The organism is Mammaliicoccus sp. N-M50 (genome assembly GCF_022386995.1).
Classification (GTDB): domain Bacteria; phylum Bacillota; class Bacilli; order Staphylococcales; family Staphylococcaceae; genus Mammaliicoccus; species Mammaliicoccus sciuri_A.
Window position 1 is genome coordinate 204446 of record NZ_JAJNJA010000002.1, and the last position, 16867, is coordinate 221312.

Below are 16867 nucleotides of genomic sequence, written 5' to 3' on the forward strand. Positions count from 1 at the left end.
TATTGTGAGATATGATAAAATATAATCAATATAAAGATGGAGGTATCTTATTGTGGAAAAATTGGTACTGATTGATGGTAATAGTTTATCATTTAGAGCATTTTTTGCTTTGCCTTTATTAACAAATAAAGCTGGCGTTTATACTAATGCTATATATGGTTTTACGATGATTTTAGATAAAATAATTAAAGAAGAAGAGCCAACTCATTTTATGGTTGCTTTTGATGCTGGAAAAACAACTTTCAGAAATAATATGTACAGTGAATATAAAGGTGGTCGTGAGAAGACGCCGGATGAATTAAGAAGCCAATTACCATATATCCGTCAACTTGTGGAAAGTTATCATATTAAACATTATGAATTAGAAAATTATGAAGCGGATGATATTATCGGTACATTATCTCGTGAAGCGGATGAGAAAAATATTAAGACGATCATTATTACGGGTGATCGAGATTTAACTCAGCTAGCAAGTGAAAATGTAACGATTTATTATACAAAAAAAGGTGTAACAGATATTGATCATTACACACCTGAATTTATCGCTGAAAAATATGATGGTTTAGTACCTAACCAAATTATTGATATGAAAGGGCTTATGGGTGATAAGTCAGATAATATACCAGGTGTGCCTGGAATTGGTGAGAAGACAGCGATTAAATTACTGAAACAGTTTGAGACTGTAGAAGGTGTTTATGAAAATATTGATGAGTTAAAGAAATCAAAAATGAAAGAAAAATTAATAGATAACGAAGACAATGCTAAGTTAAGTAAAGAGCTAGCTACGATTAATCGTGAGTCTCCTATTGAAGTCACAATTGATGACTTGAAACTTACAGAACAAAGTAATGACGAGAAGATAAAGTTATTTAAGACATTAGAATTCAAACAATTGCTTGATCAAATGGATGCAAGTGCTGAAGCAACAGATGACCGAGAGATTAAATACTCAACTGATATTGATGACTTTGATTTTGATAATGTAACTGAAGCGGCTATTCATTTTGAAACAAACGAAGCTAATTATTTAAAAGCAGATATACTTGGATTTGCGATTCATGCAAATGACGAAACTTATGTTGTTTCTCTTGATGTTTTAAAAGAACATAAAAAATTACAACAATGGCTTGAAAATGATCAAGTAACATTTGCAACTTATGATGCTAAAAAAACGATTATATTATGTAAAAGATTAGGTATTGAAATTAATGGTATTCAGTTCGATACAATGTTAGCGAGTTACATTTTAGATCCTTCTAGAACAATTGATGATGTATACTCAGTTGTATCAGAATTTGGCATTTATTATGTACCGAATGATGAAAGTATATATGGCAAAGGTAAAAAGTTGCACGTCCCAGAAGAAGATATGCTTTTTGAAAGTATCGCTAAAAAGGTAACAGCAGTTTATGAAACAAAAGATAAAATGACTGAATTACTAGATGAAAAAGATCAATTAAGTCTACACGATGATTTAGAATTACCGTTAGCACGTGTATTAGCTGAAATGGAATATATCGGCATAACGGTTGATAAAGATACTTTAGTTGAAATGCAAGAAGACTTGAAAGTACGTATCGATAAATTGATTGAACAAATTCATCATCATGCTGGTTCGGAATTCAATATTAATTCACCAAAACAGTTAGGTGTCGTATTATTTGAAGATTTAAAACTACCAATTATTAAAAAGACAAAGACAGGATACTCAACTGCAGTTGATGTGTTAGAACAACTGCGCAATGAACATCCAATTATTGAAGATATATTAGTCTATAGACAACTCGCTAAACTTCAATCTACTTATATTGAAGGATTGCAAAAAATGATTACGTCTGAAGGTAAGATTCATACGAGATTTAATCAAACATTAGCTCAAACGGGTCGTTTAAGTTCTGTAGATCCTAATCTACAAAATATACCTATAAGATTAGAAGAAGGTAGAAAAATTAGAAAAGCATTTAGACCAAGTAAAGAAAATCACGTTATTTTTGCTGCTGACTATTCTCAAATCGAATTACGTGTATTAGCAGATATTACTGGTGACGAGCATATGAAAGAAGCCTTTACTGCTAATGAAGATATTCATACGACAACTGCAATGCGTGTGTTCAATGTCAGTAAAGACGAAGTAACTTCAAATATGAGAAGACAAGCAAAGGCAGTTAACTTTGGTATTGTGTATGGTATTAGTGATTATGGTTTAAGTCAAAGTTTAGGTATTACAAGAAAAGCTGCTAAGCAATTTATTGATGATTACTTAGATAGTTTCCCTAAAGTAAAAGAATATATGGATACAATCGTACAAGATGCTAAACAAAAAGGTTATGTAGAAACGCTACTTCACAGAAGAAGATATACACCAGACATCACAAATCGTAACTTTAATTTAAGAAGTTTTGCTGAGAGAACAGCTATGAATACACCAATTCAAGGTAGTGCAGCGGATATTATTAAATTAGCAATGGTACAATTTGCGAATAAGATGAAAGATAAAGATTTTAAAGCTAAATTATTATTACAAGTACACGATGAATTAATATTTGAAGTTCCAGAAGATGAATTAGAAGCATTCCAACCGTTTGTAGAAGACATCATGGATAATGCACTCGAGTTATCTGTGCCATTAAGTGTAGAATCTAGTTCAGGACAAACATGGTATGATGCTAAATAATAAAAGGAAAGAAGATTATATATGCCTGAGTTACCAGAAGTAGAAAGTGTTAAAAAAGTGATAGAACCTAAAATTGTCGGTGCCACAATACAAAATGTAACTTTTTCAGAAAAAGTTGAATTGGGCAAATCGACAGGTAAAGAAACAATTATAAAAGGTAGTTCATTAGCTGTATTCAAAGAACGTACTGAATATTACAAGATTATGAGTGTCTATCGTAGAAGTAAATATATTTTTATGGAAATTGATAACGGTGAAAATAGCAATGTTATCATGTGTCACTTCGGTATGACGGGGGCATTTTTTACAGTTCCAGATTTAAGTCATATTGAAGTTGATAACCATAGGAAGCATTGGCACGTTATATTTGAATTAGATAACGGATTACAGCTTATTTACACAGATATTAGAAGGTTTGGTGAATTAAGAGCATTGGAAGATTTAAGTGAATATCCTTCAGTCTTAAAAATTGCACCAGAACCGTTTGTTGAAGAAGCTTACCAACATTACTTAAATAAAGTGATGTCAAATAAATTTATCAATAAACCAATTAAAGTCGCGATATTGGACCATACAGTTATATCAGGTTGCGGTAACATATATGCTTGTGAAGCTTTGTTAAGAGCAGGCGTTCTTCCGATGAGACCTGTGAAAGACTTAACTTCAAAAGAACGTAAAGCGGTCTTTGATGAAGTGGTTAACGTGTTACAAGAAGGTATCGATAACGGTGGTTCAAGTATATCTGATTACTACAATGCAGATGGTGAAAAAGGGACAATGCAAGAAAAGCATAGAATATATGGTAAAAAAGTGTGTGGTCAATGTGGCGGGCAAGTATTACAAAAAGTCATTGCCACAAGAAACACGCACTATTGTCCAAATTGTCAAAAGTAGGTGTAAAAATGGCGAAAGTAATAGGTTTAACTGGAGGTATTGCTACCGGCAAGTCTACAGTATCTCGTATTTTACAAGATAAAGGGTTTTGTATAGTAGATGCCGACGTAGCTAGTCGAAAAGCAGTCGAAAAAGGTAGCGTTGGTCTACAACAAGTTAAAGAAGTATTTGGAGAAGATGCAATTATAGATGGTGAAATGAATAGACAATATATTGGTTCTATTGTATTTAAAGATTCAACAATGCGAGAAAAGCTAAACAATATTATTCACCCGATAGTAAGAACAATAATGGATAAAGAAAAAGAAGAGGCATTAAATCATGGTAAAAATGTCATAATGGATATTCCGTTATTGTTTGAGAACAAATTGCAAAATACAGTCGATGAAACTTGGTTAGTTTATACAGATCAAGAAACTCAAATACAACGTCTTAAAGAACGTAATCAGTTAAGTGATGAAGAAGCGGAAGCAAGAATACAATCACAAATACCAATAGATGAAAAGAAAGCATTAGCTGATTGTATAATTGATAACAATGGAAGTTTAGAGGATTTACATCAAAATATTGATGATTTACTTAATAATAAGGCATTAAATCTTTAAAATTAAATAAGCTTAAAATGAAAGTGGATGAATAGCATTTGTTATTCTTCCACTTTTTTAAATTATTTTAGAAAAAGATAATAGAAAACGTTTTCAACAAACTTTTAATGTGATATACTAATTGCAATAAATAGTATATCACATTAAAAGGGGTTCTCGACTATGAAGAAAAATATCGCAATTAATGGTTTAGGAAGAATTGGAAGAATGGTCTTAAGAGGTGCACTTAAATCAAATGATTTAAATATTGTGGCTATTAATGCTTCATATCCACCAGAAACAATTGCTCATTTAATTAAATATGATTCTACACATGGCAAATTAGATGGAGAAATTAAAGCAGTTGAAGATGGCATCATTATTGATGGTCATAAAATTTTACTTGTATCTGAAAGAGATCCTAAATTATTACCGTGGGGAACTTTAGGAATTGATATTGTTATAGAAGCAACTGGTAAATTTAATCATGGAGATAAAGCTATCGCACATATTGACGCTGGCGCTAAGAAAGTTATTTTAACAGGACCATCTAAAGGTGGACATGTTCAAACAATTGTTAGAGGTGTAAATGATGATGCACTTGATTTAAATGATTTTGATATTGTTTCAAATGCATCTTGTACAACAAATTGTTTAAGCCCAGTAGCCAAAGTTTTAAATGATACATTTGGAATCGAAAATGGATTAATGACAACTGTACATGCATTTACGAATGACCAAAAGAACTTAGATAATCCTCATAAAGATTTAAGAAGAGCACGTTCTTGTACGGATAGTATCATTCCAACTTCAACAGGTGCAGCAAAAGCATTGTCACTTGTATTACCTGAATTAGAAGGGAAAATGCATGGAATGGCATTAAGAGTACCAACTTCTAATGTTTCTCTTGTAGATTTAGTTGTCGATTTAAAACAAAATGTAACAGTTGAAGAAGTGAATGAAGCATTACGTCAAGCTAGTAATGGACCATTAAAAGGGATTATGGATGTTAATGATGAGCCACTTGTTTCAATTGACTTCAAAACGAATCCACATTCAGCAATCGTTGACGAACAATCTACAATGGTCATTGCAGATAATAAAGTGAAAGTACTTGCTTGGTATGATAATGAATGGGGTTACTCAATGAGAGTTGTTGAACTAGCAGAACAAATTGCTCAAATACTTTCAGAAGTGAGAGAACAAAAAATTTCATAAGTGATATAAGTTACATTTAAAACGTAATGTGGTAAATTAAATACCGCATTACGTTTTTTTATTGAATAATAATACTGTTAAGTATCTATAAGTGCATTTTGAAAAGTAGTGAGCGTTTAAAAAAATAACAAACTACTGTATAATCAACCTATGTAATAAGTATATGAGGGGTGAAACGAATGAGATGTCCAAACTGTAAATATGAAAATTCCAAAGTTGTAGACTCTAGACACGCGGATGATTTAGTAGCAATTAGAAGACGAAGAGAATGTGAATCATGTGGATTTCGTTTCACAACTTTTGAAAGGGTAGAGCTCACACCTTTAATCGTCGTAAAAAAAGACGGCGCAAGACAAACATTTAATAGAGATAAAATATTAAACGGTTTAGTACGTTCTTGTGAAAAAAGACCAGTTGCTTATCAAAAATTAGAAGAAATTACAAATCAAGTTGAAAAAGAATTAAGATCTGAAGGTAATACAGAAGTATCTTCAAATGATATTGGTGAAAAAGTTATGGAACATTTAATGGATGTCGATCAAGTATCTTATGTAAGATTTGCGTCTGTATATAGAGAATTTAAAGATGTCGATCAATTATTAAAGTCTATGCAAGGCATATTGAAAGACCGAAAGTAAGGTGAGTATTAATGGCGGAATATTTTAGTGGTATCAAGCCAAGTGATGGCTTCTATGTTAAATCGAATTATAATTATACACATGTACATCAAGATATATTAGTTAGTTTATATACGCCATTAATTGGAACTGATGCAATTGGTGTTTATTTATATTTATCGCAGTTTAATTATCATCATGAAACAGAAGCGTATAATCATTATACAATTATGAATGATTTAAGAATTAATCTGTCTAGCTTTAGAGATGCTTTAGACTTGTTAGAAGGTATAGGCTTACTGAAGACATATTTTAAGACGAATCAAGAAGCGCAATCATTTATTTATCAATTAGAGCAACCTGCCACAGCAGAGCAATTCTTTAATGACCCTTTATTATCTGTATTTTTATATCAACAAATTGGGAAGTCGAGATATATTAAATTAAAAAATAGATATAAAGATGACAGTGTGACGACTCAAGGCTTTCATGAAGTGACCAAGAGCTTTACTGATGTATTTAAAGTGCCAAAGTTGACGAATGTTGAACAACAAGATGATATCAATATTCGACCTGAATATAAAAGTAAGGGACTCGATTTGTCAGACGTTCAATTTGATTTTGAAATGTTAGAGTTATTGTTGAGTAATCATTTAATTTCTAAAGAGATTTTAAATAAACAGACGAAAGAAGTCATCATACAAATTGCTACATTATACGGTATTACACCGGTTGAAATGAAGTCTATTATCTTAAAATCCATTACAGAGAACCAAACGATTTCACTACAAGATTTAAGAAAACATGCACGTACAATCTATCAAATCGAGCATGAAGGTGAATTGCCGACTTTAGATTTAAAAAATGAAAAGTCTAAAGCAAATTCGCATGCTGAAAACAGTGAAGTGAACTCTTTGTTGTCATGGTTTGAACTGTTGGATACGACAAGTCCAATAGACGTGTTATCATCATTTACGCAATCTGAACCAACAATTGCACAAAAGAGAACTGTTGAAGATATTATTACACGCGAAAAATTACCGTATGGTGTAATTAACATCTTGTTAGAGTATGTAATGTTTAAAAATAATATGCAGTTACCGAAAGCATATATTGAAGAAATAGCTTCGAATTGGAAGAAACTTAAATTATCCTCAGCTGAAGAAGCTTATCATTATGTTAAAAATCTTGATAAACAAAAAGCTGAGAAGAAAAAAGAACGTAAAAATAATGCAAATAACCCATATAAATTAAAATCAATTGAAAAGACACCAGAATGGTTATTAAAACAAAAATCTTCTGAATCAACTAAAGAAGAGAAACAAAATGATCATGAATCAGATGCAGCGTTTGAAAAAAGAAAACAAGCGCTTCAAAAAGAAATGGAAGCTTTTTGGAAAGAAGGTGATCAATAATGGAACCACTTGGACAACATTTGAAACAAAATAAAGATTTTCAAAAACGATTAGAAAAAATTAAAAAAGATACATTGTCTCATAAAGAGGTAAAGGCATTTTTAGAAGAACATCAATCTGAATTAACGAACGAAATGATTGATAGAGATTTAGATCAACTACAAGCATATAAAGATCAATCGAAATGTTGTGAGAAATGTGGGAGTTATGGTACTTGTATCAACTTTGTGAAAGGTCATGTACCTGAACTATACATTGAGAATGACCACATCAAAACAAGGTACTTACCATGTCCGAACAAAATCGAATACGATGAACAAAGATTTGAATCAAGTTTAGTGACATCATTCCAAATGCCAGAAGAAACGTTGAAAGCGACGATCAAAGATATATATATCGATAATGAATCTCGTATGCAAATTATTAAGAAGGCTATGGATATCTGTAATAAAATTGTAGCTGGTGATGAAGTTAAAGGACTATATATTCATGGTCCATTCGGAACGGGTAAATCATATATATTAGGTGCAATTTCAAATCAGCTAAAAGTCAAAAAGCAACCTTCTACAATTATATATTTGCCTGAATTTATTAGAGTGCTTAAAAATGGATTTAATGACGGATCATTCAGTAGTCGATTTGAAGCGGCACGTGAAGCTAAAGTGTTGATGCTAGATGATATTGGTGCGGAAGAACTGACACCATGGGTTCGTGATGAAATATTGGGTCCATTATTGCATTATAGAATGGTCCATAAATTACCGACATTCTTTAGTTCGAATTTTAACTTTGAAGAGTTAGAATTTCATTTGAGCAAGACACGACAAGGTGCAGAAATCACAAAAGCTAGTCGAATAATGGAACGTATTAAAACAATCTCTGAGCCATATGAATTAGATGGTAAAAACTATCGCGCTTAATTTTAGCTTGATATTTTACAGTAGAGTTGTATAATTGAATTATCTTAAATGAATATACAAATTTAGAGGACATGACGTCTATAAAGCATTCACAGAGAGTCTCATTGAGCTGGAATTGAGATAATGCAATATAAATAGTTACTCCCTCAATACATGATGTGTTAATCCACATTCGGCTCAAGACCGTTATCTTATGTAGAGTTATCGTACTTATAAGTTAAGTGCGTTAATGAGGGTGGTACCGCGAGAGATTTCGTCCCTTTGGATGAGGTCTCTTTTTTGTGTTCTTTAATAAAAAAGAGGAGGAAGTCGTTATGAGTGAGATAAATATTAAGTTTCCGGATGGTAATGTGAAAGGGTTTGAACAAGGCACAACTACTGAAGAAATCGCTCAATCTATTAGCCCAGGTTTAAGAAAGAAAGCTGTGGCTGGTAAATTTAATGGTCAGTTAGTAGATTTAACAAGACCTTTAGAAAATGATGGGGAAATTGAAATCGTTACACCTGGAAGCGACGAAGCTTTAGAAGTGTTGAGACATTCAACTGCACATTTAATGGCACAAGCTTTACAAAGATTATACGGAGATGTGAAGTTTGGCGTAGGTCCTGTAATCGAAGGTGGTTTCTACTACGATGTAGATACAGAACATAAAATTTCTAGTGACGACTTTGAAACTATCGAAAAAGAAATGAAACAAATTGTGAATGAAAACTTTAAAATTGAACGTAAAGTTGTAAGTCGCGATGAAGCGAAAGCATTCTTTAAAAATGATGAGTATAAATTAGAGTTGATCGATGCTATTCCTGAAGACGAAAATGTAACACTTTATTCTCAAGGTGAATTTACAGATTTATGTCGAGGCGTACATGTTCCTTCAACTTCAAAAATTAAAGAATTTAAATTGTTATCTACTGCAGGTGCTTATTGGAGAGGTGACTCAAACAATAAGATGTTGCAACGTATATACGGAACAGCATTCTTTGATAAAAAAGAATTAAAAGCATACTTGAAAGTATTAGAAGAAAGAAAAGAACGTGATCACCGTAAAATCGGTAGAGAATTAGAATTATTTACTACTAACCAAGATGTTGGTGCTGGTTTACCTTTATGGTTACCAAATGGTGCAACTATTAGACGTGAATTAGAGCGTTATATTGTAGATAAAGAAGTCGCAATGGGGTATGACCATGTGTATACACCAATTATGGCTAATGTAGATTTCTACAAGAGATCTGGACATTGGGATCACTATCACGAAGATATGTTCCCACCAATGGATTTAGGTAATGAAGAACTTGTGCTTAGACCTATGAACTGTCCACATCATATGATGATTTATAAAAATAGTCGTCATTCATATAGAGAGTTACCAATTCGTATAGCTGAATTAGGTATGATGCATAGATATGAGGCAAGTGGAGCAGTATCTGGTTTACAACGTGTTAGAGGTATGACTTTAAATGACGCACATATCTTTGTTCGTCCAGACCAAATTAAAGAAGAATTTAAACGTGTTGTTAACATGATTCTTGATGTGTATAAAGATTTCGGTTTCGAAGATTACAAATTCAGATTAAGTTATCGCGATCCAGAAGATAAAGAAAAATACTTCGATGATGACGAAATGTGGAATAAAGCACAAGCGGTTCTTAAAGAAGTAATCGATGAAATGGCATTACCATACGAAGAAGCAATCGGTGAAGCGGCATTCTATGGCCCTAAATTAGACGTTCAAGTTAAAACAGCAATGGGTAAAGAAGAAACACTTTCTACTGCTCAATTAGATTTCTTATTACCACAAAAATTTGATTTAACTTATATCGGTAATGATGGTGAAGAACATCGTCCAGTTGTTATTCATAGAGGCGTAATTTCTACTATGGAAAGATTTACTGCATTCTTAATAGAAGAAACTAAAGGTGCATTCCCACTTTGGTTAGCACCAAAACAAGTGGAAATTATACCTGTAAATGTTGACTTACATTACGATTATGCAAGAGCATTAAACGATGAATTAAAATCTCAAGGTGTACGTGTTCATATTGACGACCGTAACGAAAAAATGGGATATAAAATTCGTGAAGCTCAAATGAAAAAAATACCGTACCAAATAGTAGTCGGTGATAAAGAAGTAGAAAACCAAGAAGTAAATGTACGTCAATACGGATCAAAAGATTCAAAAACAGTTGAAAAAGACGAATTCATCTGGAATATTGTGGATGAAATTCGACTAAAAAAGTAATATCCTATTGAAATTTCTGGAATCATCGGGTATAGTTTTAATAGTGAAATTTAATTAAATATTCCTCAGTAATGAGTTAGAGGTTGCGATGTTCAAGAGTAATTATTCAGAAGCGAAATGGCGCGTATGTTGAAATAATGAAAGGGTGCATCGCCGAAACGAATCATATCCATAATATGATTTGTTGGGTCAGTGTTTAATAGATACTGGACTGTCACACTAAGTGATGTGCTACCAATTTGTATGGAATGTTCATATATCGGTCGCATATCTCTTGAGATATGCGACTTTTTTAGTGGCTCGATTGTGGAATGGAGAAAGGAAATAGCAATGAATCAAGAAAAATCAACGAACAATATTCAAAGGAAACTCAAAGATAGACATATCTCTATGATAGCCATCGGTGGTTGTATTGGTACTGGTTTATTTATGACTTCTGGCGGAGCGATTAGAGATGCTGGACCGGGTGGTGCATTACTAGCATATGCAATAGTTGGCTTGATGGTCTTCTTCCTTATGACATCATTAGGAGAAATGGCGACTTATTTACCAGTCTCAGGTTCTTTTAGTACTTACGCAACTCGATTTGTCGATCCTTCACTAGGATTTGCATTGGGATGGAACTATTGGTTTAACTGGGTTATTACAGTTGCAGCTGATATTACAATTGCATCTCAAGTTGTGAGTTACTGGGAACCATTAGAAATCATTCCATCATGGTTATGGAGTATCATTTTTATGGTTATCATATTTGGCCTTAATGCACTTTCAGTTAGAGTATACGGGGAAAGTGAATACTGGTTTGCATTTATTAAAGTAGCTACAGTAATTATTTTCATTGGCGTAGGTTTATTAACGATATTTGGTTTACTAGGTGGCGAATACTTAGGATTCGATAACTTTGTAGCAGGTGATGCACCATTCTTAGGTGACTCGAACGTTAATACATTCTTACTTGTATTAGGTGTATTCTTAGTTGCGGGATTCTCATTCCAAGGTACCGAGTTAATTGGTATTACAGCTGGAGAATCTGAAAATCCTGAAAGAGCAGTTCCTAAAGCGATTAAACAAGTATTCTGGAGAATTTTATTATTTTACATTTTAGCAATCTTTGTAATTGGTATGATTATTCCTTATACAAATCCAAACTTAATGGGTGGAGACGAAATTGCGAAATCACCATTTACACTAGTATTTGAGAATGCAGGTTTAGCATTTGCTGCTTCATTTATGAATGCTGTTATTTTAACTTCAGTATTATCAGCAGGTAACTCTGGTATGTACGCTTCAGTTAGAATGCTATTCTCAATGAGTAAAGATAAATTAGCATCACCAGTATTTTCAAAAACAAATAAATCAGGTGTTCCATACACAGCATTATTTGCAACAGCAGTAGTTGTTATACTTATATTTGCAATTGAGCATTTAAGTGGTGGCGCATACGAATATATTATCGCTGCTTCAGGTATGACAGGCTTTATTGCTTGGTTAGGAATCGCAATCAGCCATTATAGATTTAGAAGAGCATTTGATCTACAAGATTATGATAAGACTAAATTAAAATATAAAGCTAAATGGTTCCCATTTGGTCCATTGTTTGCATTTGCTTTATGTGCGATTGTAATTGTAGGACAAGATGTTGATTTCATCCAAACTGGTGAATTCGAACCAAGAAGATTCTTCATTACTTATATGGGTATTCCTGTATTTTTAGCGTTTTATATTTTCCATAAACTAAAATATAGAACTAAAATGATTCCACTTGATAAAGTTGACTTAAGTCAAGATGTGGATATGAAAGAATTTGAAAAGAATATTAAATAAACATTGACATAAGGGTTTATAATTGGTAAGATTAGTTTTGTTGAATACGAAACGGACCAAGTAGAAGCATACCCGCTTCTCACCTGTAGTGACGCGTAAAGCAGTTAGCAGGTACAATAAACCTTTAAAGTTTATGGATGAGAACGGGTGCATTATGCATTCGTTCTTTTTTTCTTGGACGACTTCGTAAAATTCTAGGAGGTGTCAACCATAGCTAAAGATCAGACTCAAGTTAACGACAAAATTCGTGCAAAAGAACTTCGCCTTATTGGCCAAGATGGTGAGCAAATTGGTGTTAAATCTAAATATGAAGCCCTTGAAATGGCTGAACGAGTAGATTTAGACGTTGTAATCGTAGCGCCTAATGCTAAACCACCTGTTGCAAGAATTATGGATTACGGTAAATACAAATTCGAACAGCAGAAGAAAGAAAAAGAAATGCGTAAGAAACAAAAAGTAGTCAATGTTAAAGAAATTCGATTAAGTCCAACTATCGAAGAACATGACTTCGAAACTAAATTGAAACATGCTCAAAAATTCTTATCTAAAGAAGATAAAGTTAAAGTATCTATTAGATTTAGAGGTCGTGCGATCACGCATAAAGAAATTGGTCAACGTGTGTTAGAACGCTTTGCAGAATCTTGTAAAGACATAGCAACAGTTGAACAAAGACCTAAAATGGAAGGGCGTTCAATGTTCTTAATGTTAGCGCCAATTTCAAACGACAAATAAACCGAAATTATAGGAGGAAATCTCAATGCCTAAAATGAAAACTCATCGTGGAGCAGCAAAACGTGTTAAAAGAACTGGTTCAGGTCAATTAAAACGTTCTAGAGCGTTCACTTCACACTTATTCGCAAACAAATCTACAAAAGCAAAACGTAAATTGCGTAAAGCTTCATTAGTTTCTAAATCAGATACTAAACGAGTTAAACAAATGTTAACGTACGTAAAATAATAAACATAGCGGACTAATGGTCCATTTTAAGGAGGAATTATCATGCCACGTGTTAAAGGTGGAACAGTGACGAGAGCTCGTCGTAAAAAAGTTTTAAAATTATCTAAAGGTTACTTTGGTTCAAAACATACATTATATAAAGTTGCTAAGCAACAAGTTATGAAATCTGGTAACTACGCTTACCGTGACCGTCGTCAGAAAAAACGTGAATTCCGTAAATTATGGATTGCACGTATTAATGCAGCAGCTCGTCAAAACGACATCAGCTATAGCCGTTTAATGAATGGTCTTAAAGTAGCTGGTATTGAAATTAACCGTAAAATGCTTTCTGAAATCGCTATTTCAGACGAAAAAGCATTTGCTGAATTAGCTACTAAAGCTAAAGACGCTTTAGCTAAATAATTGCATTTCATTGTTGTATAAGCTGTCAATAAAGTTATTAACTTTATTGATGGCTTTTTTTATGAAATAATATAGTAGAAAGTGCGTCTTCTTTACGCTTCAAATTCGCTTTGATAAAATAGTGTAGAAATAAGAATAAGGAGTTTATTATGTCTAAATTTGATGAAATGATTACAGTAGTACCACGTAAATTAATATTTAAAGACGAAGCTTATCAATTTGATGGGTTTAAATCTATTCAAGATGAAGAAACTAAGTATATTTATGAAACAATTTGTCGATTTGAAACAAAACGTCGTGGCGATATGGAAGAAGATCCTTCATATAAACAACTTATTTCATATTGTATATTAGAAAATGAGGACGACGAAGTACTTGTATATGAGAGATTAACAGGTGGTGGCGAAAGTCGATTACACGGTTTAAGTTCAATTGGCGTAGGCGGACATATGAATGATGTTCCTGAAGCTGTGACAGTTGAAGAGGTAATCAGAGAGAATGCTGCAAGAGAACTTGAAGAAGAAGTTGGCTTAAATAAACAAGATGTAGCTAATATGGAGTTAATTGGATTTATAAATGATGATCAAGATGAAGTAGGAAAAGTTCATATTGGTGTTGTTTTTAAATTAAAAGTTAATAAATCTAGCGTTGAAGCAGTCGAAACAGATACATTAAAAATTAAGTGGGCTGATCAAACAGAATTGTTGAATCATAAGAATTATGAAACATGGAGTAGTCTAATTATAGATGGTATATACAGAAGAGGTGAGTAACCTTGAGTGAAATTATTCCATTTCCAAAATTAAAAAAACAACTGGTTAACAATATTAATCTTGCGATTCGAAATGAACAATTTGATGAAGCGTATGAATTGTTTGAAACATACGAGCAACATTTTGAGATGGATGATGACTTATCAATAAAGAAATGTGAAGTCTTAAAATCTTGCGGTTACTATCTTGAATTGCGAGAAGAAGCGAGTATATTGCTGAATCAAGGTCATCCATTCTATGACAAAATAGTCATTTATTTTGTAGAAAGTTTATACTTTTTAGAACAATATCAAACGGTAGTTGAAATTATAAATCAAATTAAAGATGAAAATATCGAACATGCTACGAGAATGGCATTGCTACCTATTCAAGATATGGCTAAAGAAAAGTTGAACCAAAGGCAATTGAAAGCTTCAGAGGTATTAAGAACATTTCAAGAAACACAATTTGAAGAACAAATTAATCTACTTATAGATTTAATTGATCATCACTTAGGTATATTTAATTTAACTTTAGCTCAAATTATTGAGAATGAAGTATTGCATCCTAATGTGCAAAGTTTAATATTAGAATACTTAAGATTAAGCGAATGGTCAGCTGAAGTTAAATTCAATAAAATAGATGAGAATATTACAGTTATACCGACAGAATTACCTGGTATAGAAAGAACAAATTTTACACAAAATATCATTCCTAAAGTAATTGATCAACTTGAAATTGATAGCCCAGCATCTATAGAGTTAGCTAAAAGTTTATTAAACCAACATGCTATTATTTTGTATCCAATTACACTAAATGATATAAATGATGATGTTTTAGTTGCATGTTACTTGAAACTTTTATCAGAACGTTTTAATATAGACGCTAACTACGAAAGTGTGACTCAACAAGATTGGGACATATTCATTGAAGTCATTCAAAAATTGCAATGAATATAAACACTATAGTTGAAACATTAGAAAGCTATGTTATAATTAAAGAGTTGAAAATTTATAAAATTAGGATAATCACGGAGGTTTTTATTCATGACAGCAACATGGGAAAAGAAAGAAGGTAACCAAGGTTTATTAACTGTTACGGTTCCTAAAGAAGAAGTAGATAAAGGATTAGACAAAGCATTCAAAAAAGTTGTTAAACAAATTAATGTACCTGGTTTCCGTAAAGGTAAAATGCCAAGACCATTATTTGAACAAAGATTTGGTGTTGAATCATTATACCAAGATGCTTTAGATTTCATTTTACCTGAAGCATATGGTAATGCAGTAGAAGAGGCAGAAATCAACCCAGTTGATCGTCCAGAAATCGACGTTACACAAATGGAAAAAGGTAAAGAACTTATCTTTGAAGCAACTGTAACTGTTGAACCAGAAGTTGAATTAGGAGACTATAAAGGTCTTTCAATCGAGAAACAAGATCGTGAAGTAACTGACGAAGAATTCAATCAAGCAATTGAAGATGCAGTAAGCCGTCAAGCTGAATTAACAGTTAAAGAAGGCGAAATCGCTGAAGGAGACGTTGTTAACATTAACTTCGATGGTTATGTTGATGGTGAAGCTTTCGAAGGTGGTCAAGCAGAAGGTTATGATCTTGAAATTGGTTCTGGATCATTCATCCCTGGATTTGAAGAACAATTAATCGGTCTTAAAGCTAACGATAGCAAAGATGTTGTTGTCACATTCCCAGAAGAATACCACGCTGAAGAATTAGCTGGTAAAGAAGCTACTTTCAAATGTGAAGTTAACGAAGTGAAATCTAAAGAAATTCCAGAATTAGATGACGAGTTAGCACAAGAACTTGATGAATCAGTTAGCACAGTTGATGAATATAAAGAAAAATTACGTAAAGACTTAGAAGAAGCTAAAGTTAATCAAGCAGAAGCAACTGAAAAAGAAGAAGCTATTACAAAAGCTACTGACAATGCAAAAGTTGATATTCCAGAAGCTATGATTAATACAGAATTAGATCGTATGATGCAAGAATTTGAACAACGTATTTCTCAACAAGGTTTAAACCTTGAGTTATACTATCAATTCTCAGGTCAATCAGAAGAAGAACTTAAAGCACAAATGAAAGAAGATGCTGAAAAACGCGTTAAAACTAATTTAACTTTAAGAGCTATTGCTGATGCAGAGAATATCGAAGTATCTGATGCAGATGTTGAAGCTGAATTCGCTAAAATGAGCGAACAATTTGGATTATCTGTTGAAGATATTAAAGCAACATTAGGTAATAACGATATTTTAGTTAATGACCTTAAAATCCAAAAAGTTATCGATTTATTAGTAGCTGAATCAGCTGGAGAATAATAATTATTCGGTATTAAAGTAACTATAGTAGCAGAATAT

15 protein-coding genes, 1 riboswitch and 1 other annotated feature are annotated in these 16867 nt (G+C 32.6%); all 15 genes read left to right on the plus strand.

Annotated features, from left to right (window positions below; genetic code table 11):
- Positions 1-52 precede the first annotated feature (52 nt).
- Positions 53-2674: a DNA polymerase I gene (gene polA, locus LQ622_RS04320; RefSeq protein WP_191835672.1), complete on the plus strand. Its 2622-nt coding sequence runs from the start codon at positions 53-55 to the stop codon at positions 2672-2674.
- A gap of 21 nt (positions 2675-2695) precedes the next feature.
- Positions 2696-3568 carry a bifunctional DNA-formamidopyrimidine glycosylase/DNA-(apurinic or apyrimidinic site) lyase gene (mutM, locus tag LQ622_RS04325; RefSeq protein ID WP_204189023.1) on the plus strand — a complete coding sequence of 291 codons (873 nt, stop codon included), beginning with the start codon at positions 2696-2698 and terminating at the stop codon, positions 3566-3568.
- An 8-nt stretch (positions 3569-3576) separates the two neighbouring features.
- Entirely contained in the window at positions 3577-4173 is a 597-nt protein-coding gene (gene coaE / locus LQ622_RS04330; RefSeq protein WP_191835671.1) for a dephospho-CoA kinase, read from the plus strand.
- A gap of 162 nt (positions 4174-4335) precedes the next feature.
- On the plus strand, positions 4336-5370 hold the full coding sequence (locus tag LQ622_RS04335) for a glyceraldehyde-3-phosphate dehydrogenase (protein ID WP_037588481.1): 1035 nt from the start codon (positions 4336-4338) through the stop codon (positions 5368-5370).
- Between the two features lie 179 nt (positions 5371-5549).
- Positions 5550-6008 (plus strand): transcriptional regulator NrdR, encoded by a 459-nt coding sequence (gene nrdR, locus LQ622_RS04340; protein ID WP_025904300.1) that lies wholly within the window; start codon positions 5550-5552, stop codon positions 6006-6008.
- A gap of 11 nt (positions 6009-6019) precedes the next feature.
- Positions 6020-7402 (plus strand): replicative helicase loading/DNA remodeling protein DnaB, encoded by a 1383-nt coding sequence (locus LQ622_RS04345; RefSeq protein WP_204189018.1) that lies wholly within the window; start codon positions 6020-6022, stop codon positions 7400-7402.
- The gene (gene dnaI, locus LQ622_RS04350; protein WP_204189016.1) at positions 7402-8322 is read left to right on the plus strand and encodes a primosomal protein DnaI; all 921 of its coding nucleotides are present in this window, start codon (positions 7402-7404) and stop codon (positions 8320-8322) included. Before LQ622_RS04345 ends, dnaI begins: the two co-directional genes overlap by 1 nt.
- Before the next feature lie 314 nt (positions 8323-8636).
- Positions 8637-10565 (plus strand): threonine--tRNA ligase, encoded by a 1929-nt coding sequence (gene thrS / locus LQ622_RS04355; protein WP_037588475.1) that lies wholly within the window; start codon positions 8637-8639, stop codon positions 10563-10565.
- A gap of 69 nt (positions 10566-10634) precedes the next feature.
- A riboswitch (Lysine riboswitch) is annotated at positions 10635-10807 on the plus strand.
- An 88-nt stretch (positions 10808-10895) separates the two neighbouring features.
- On the plus strand, positions 10896-12389 hold the full coding sequence (locus LQ622_RS04360; RefSeq protein ID WP_159315695.1) for an amino acid permease: 1494 nt from the start codon (positions 10896-10898) through the stop codon (positions 12387-12389).
- Between the two features lie 52 nt (positions 12390-12441).
- Positions 12442-12567, plus strand: a sequence feature (ribosomal protein L20 leader region).
- Positions 12568-12590: 23 nt separating this feature from the next.
- Positions 12591-13121 (plus strand): translation initiation factor IF-3, encoded by a 531-nt coding sequence (infC, locus tag LQ622_RS04365; RefSeq protein ID WP_025904295.1) that lies wholly within the window; start codon positions 12591-12593, stop codon positions 13119-13121.
- A gap of 25 nt (positions 13122-13146) precedes the next feature.
- Positions 13147-13347 carry a 50S ribosomal protein L35 gene (gene rpmI / locus LQ622_RS04370; protein WP_016910907.1) on the plus strand — a complete coding sequence of 67 codons (201 nt, stop codon included), beginning with the start codon at positions 13147-13149 and terminating at the stop codon, positions 13345-13347.
- A gap of 42 nt (positions 13348-13389) precedes the next feature.
- Positions 13390-13749 carry a 50S ribosomal protein L20 gene (gene rplT, locus LQ622_RS04375; protein WP_025904294.1) on the plus strand — a complete coding sequence of 120 codons (360 nt, stop codon included), beginning with the start codon at positions 13390-13392 and terminating at the stop codon, positions 13747-13749.
- Between the two features lie 149 nt (positions 13750-13898).
- Positions 13899-14522, plus strand: coding sequence for an NUDIX domain-containing protein (locus LQ622_RS04380; RefSeq protein WP_239762017.1), 624 nt, complete (start codon positions 13899-13901; stop codon positions 14520-14522).
- A gap of 2 nt (positions 14523-14524) precedes the next feature.
- A complete protein-coding gene (locus tag LQ622_RS04385) occupies positions 14525-15454 on the plus strand; it encodes a hypothetical protein (RefSeq protein WP_126477560.1) in 930 nt (309 codons plus the stop codon).
- Positions 15455-15547: 93 nt separating this feature from the next.
- Positions 15548-16828: a trigger factor gene (gene tig, locus LQ622_RS04390; RefSeq protein WP_025904291.1), complete on the plus strand. Its 1281-nt coding sequence runs from the start codon at positions 15548-15550 to the stop codon at positions 16826-16828.
- Positions 16829-16867 lie beyond the last annotated feature (39 nt).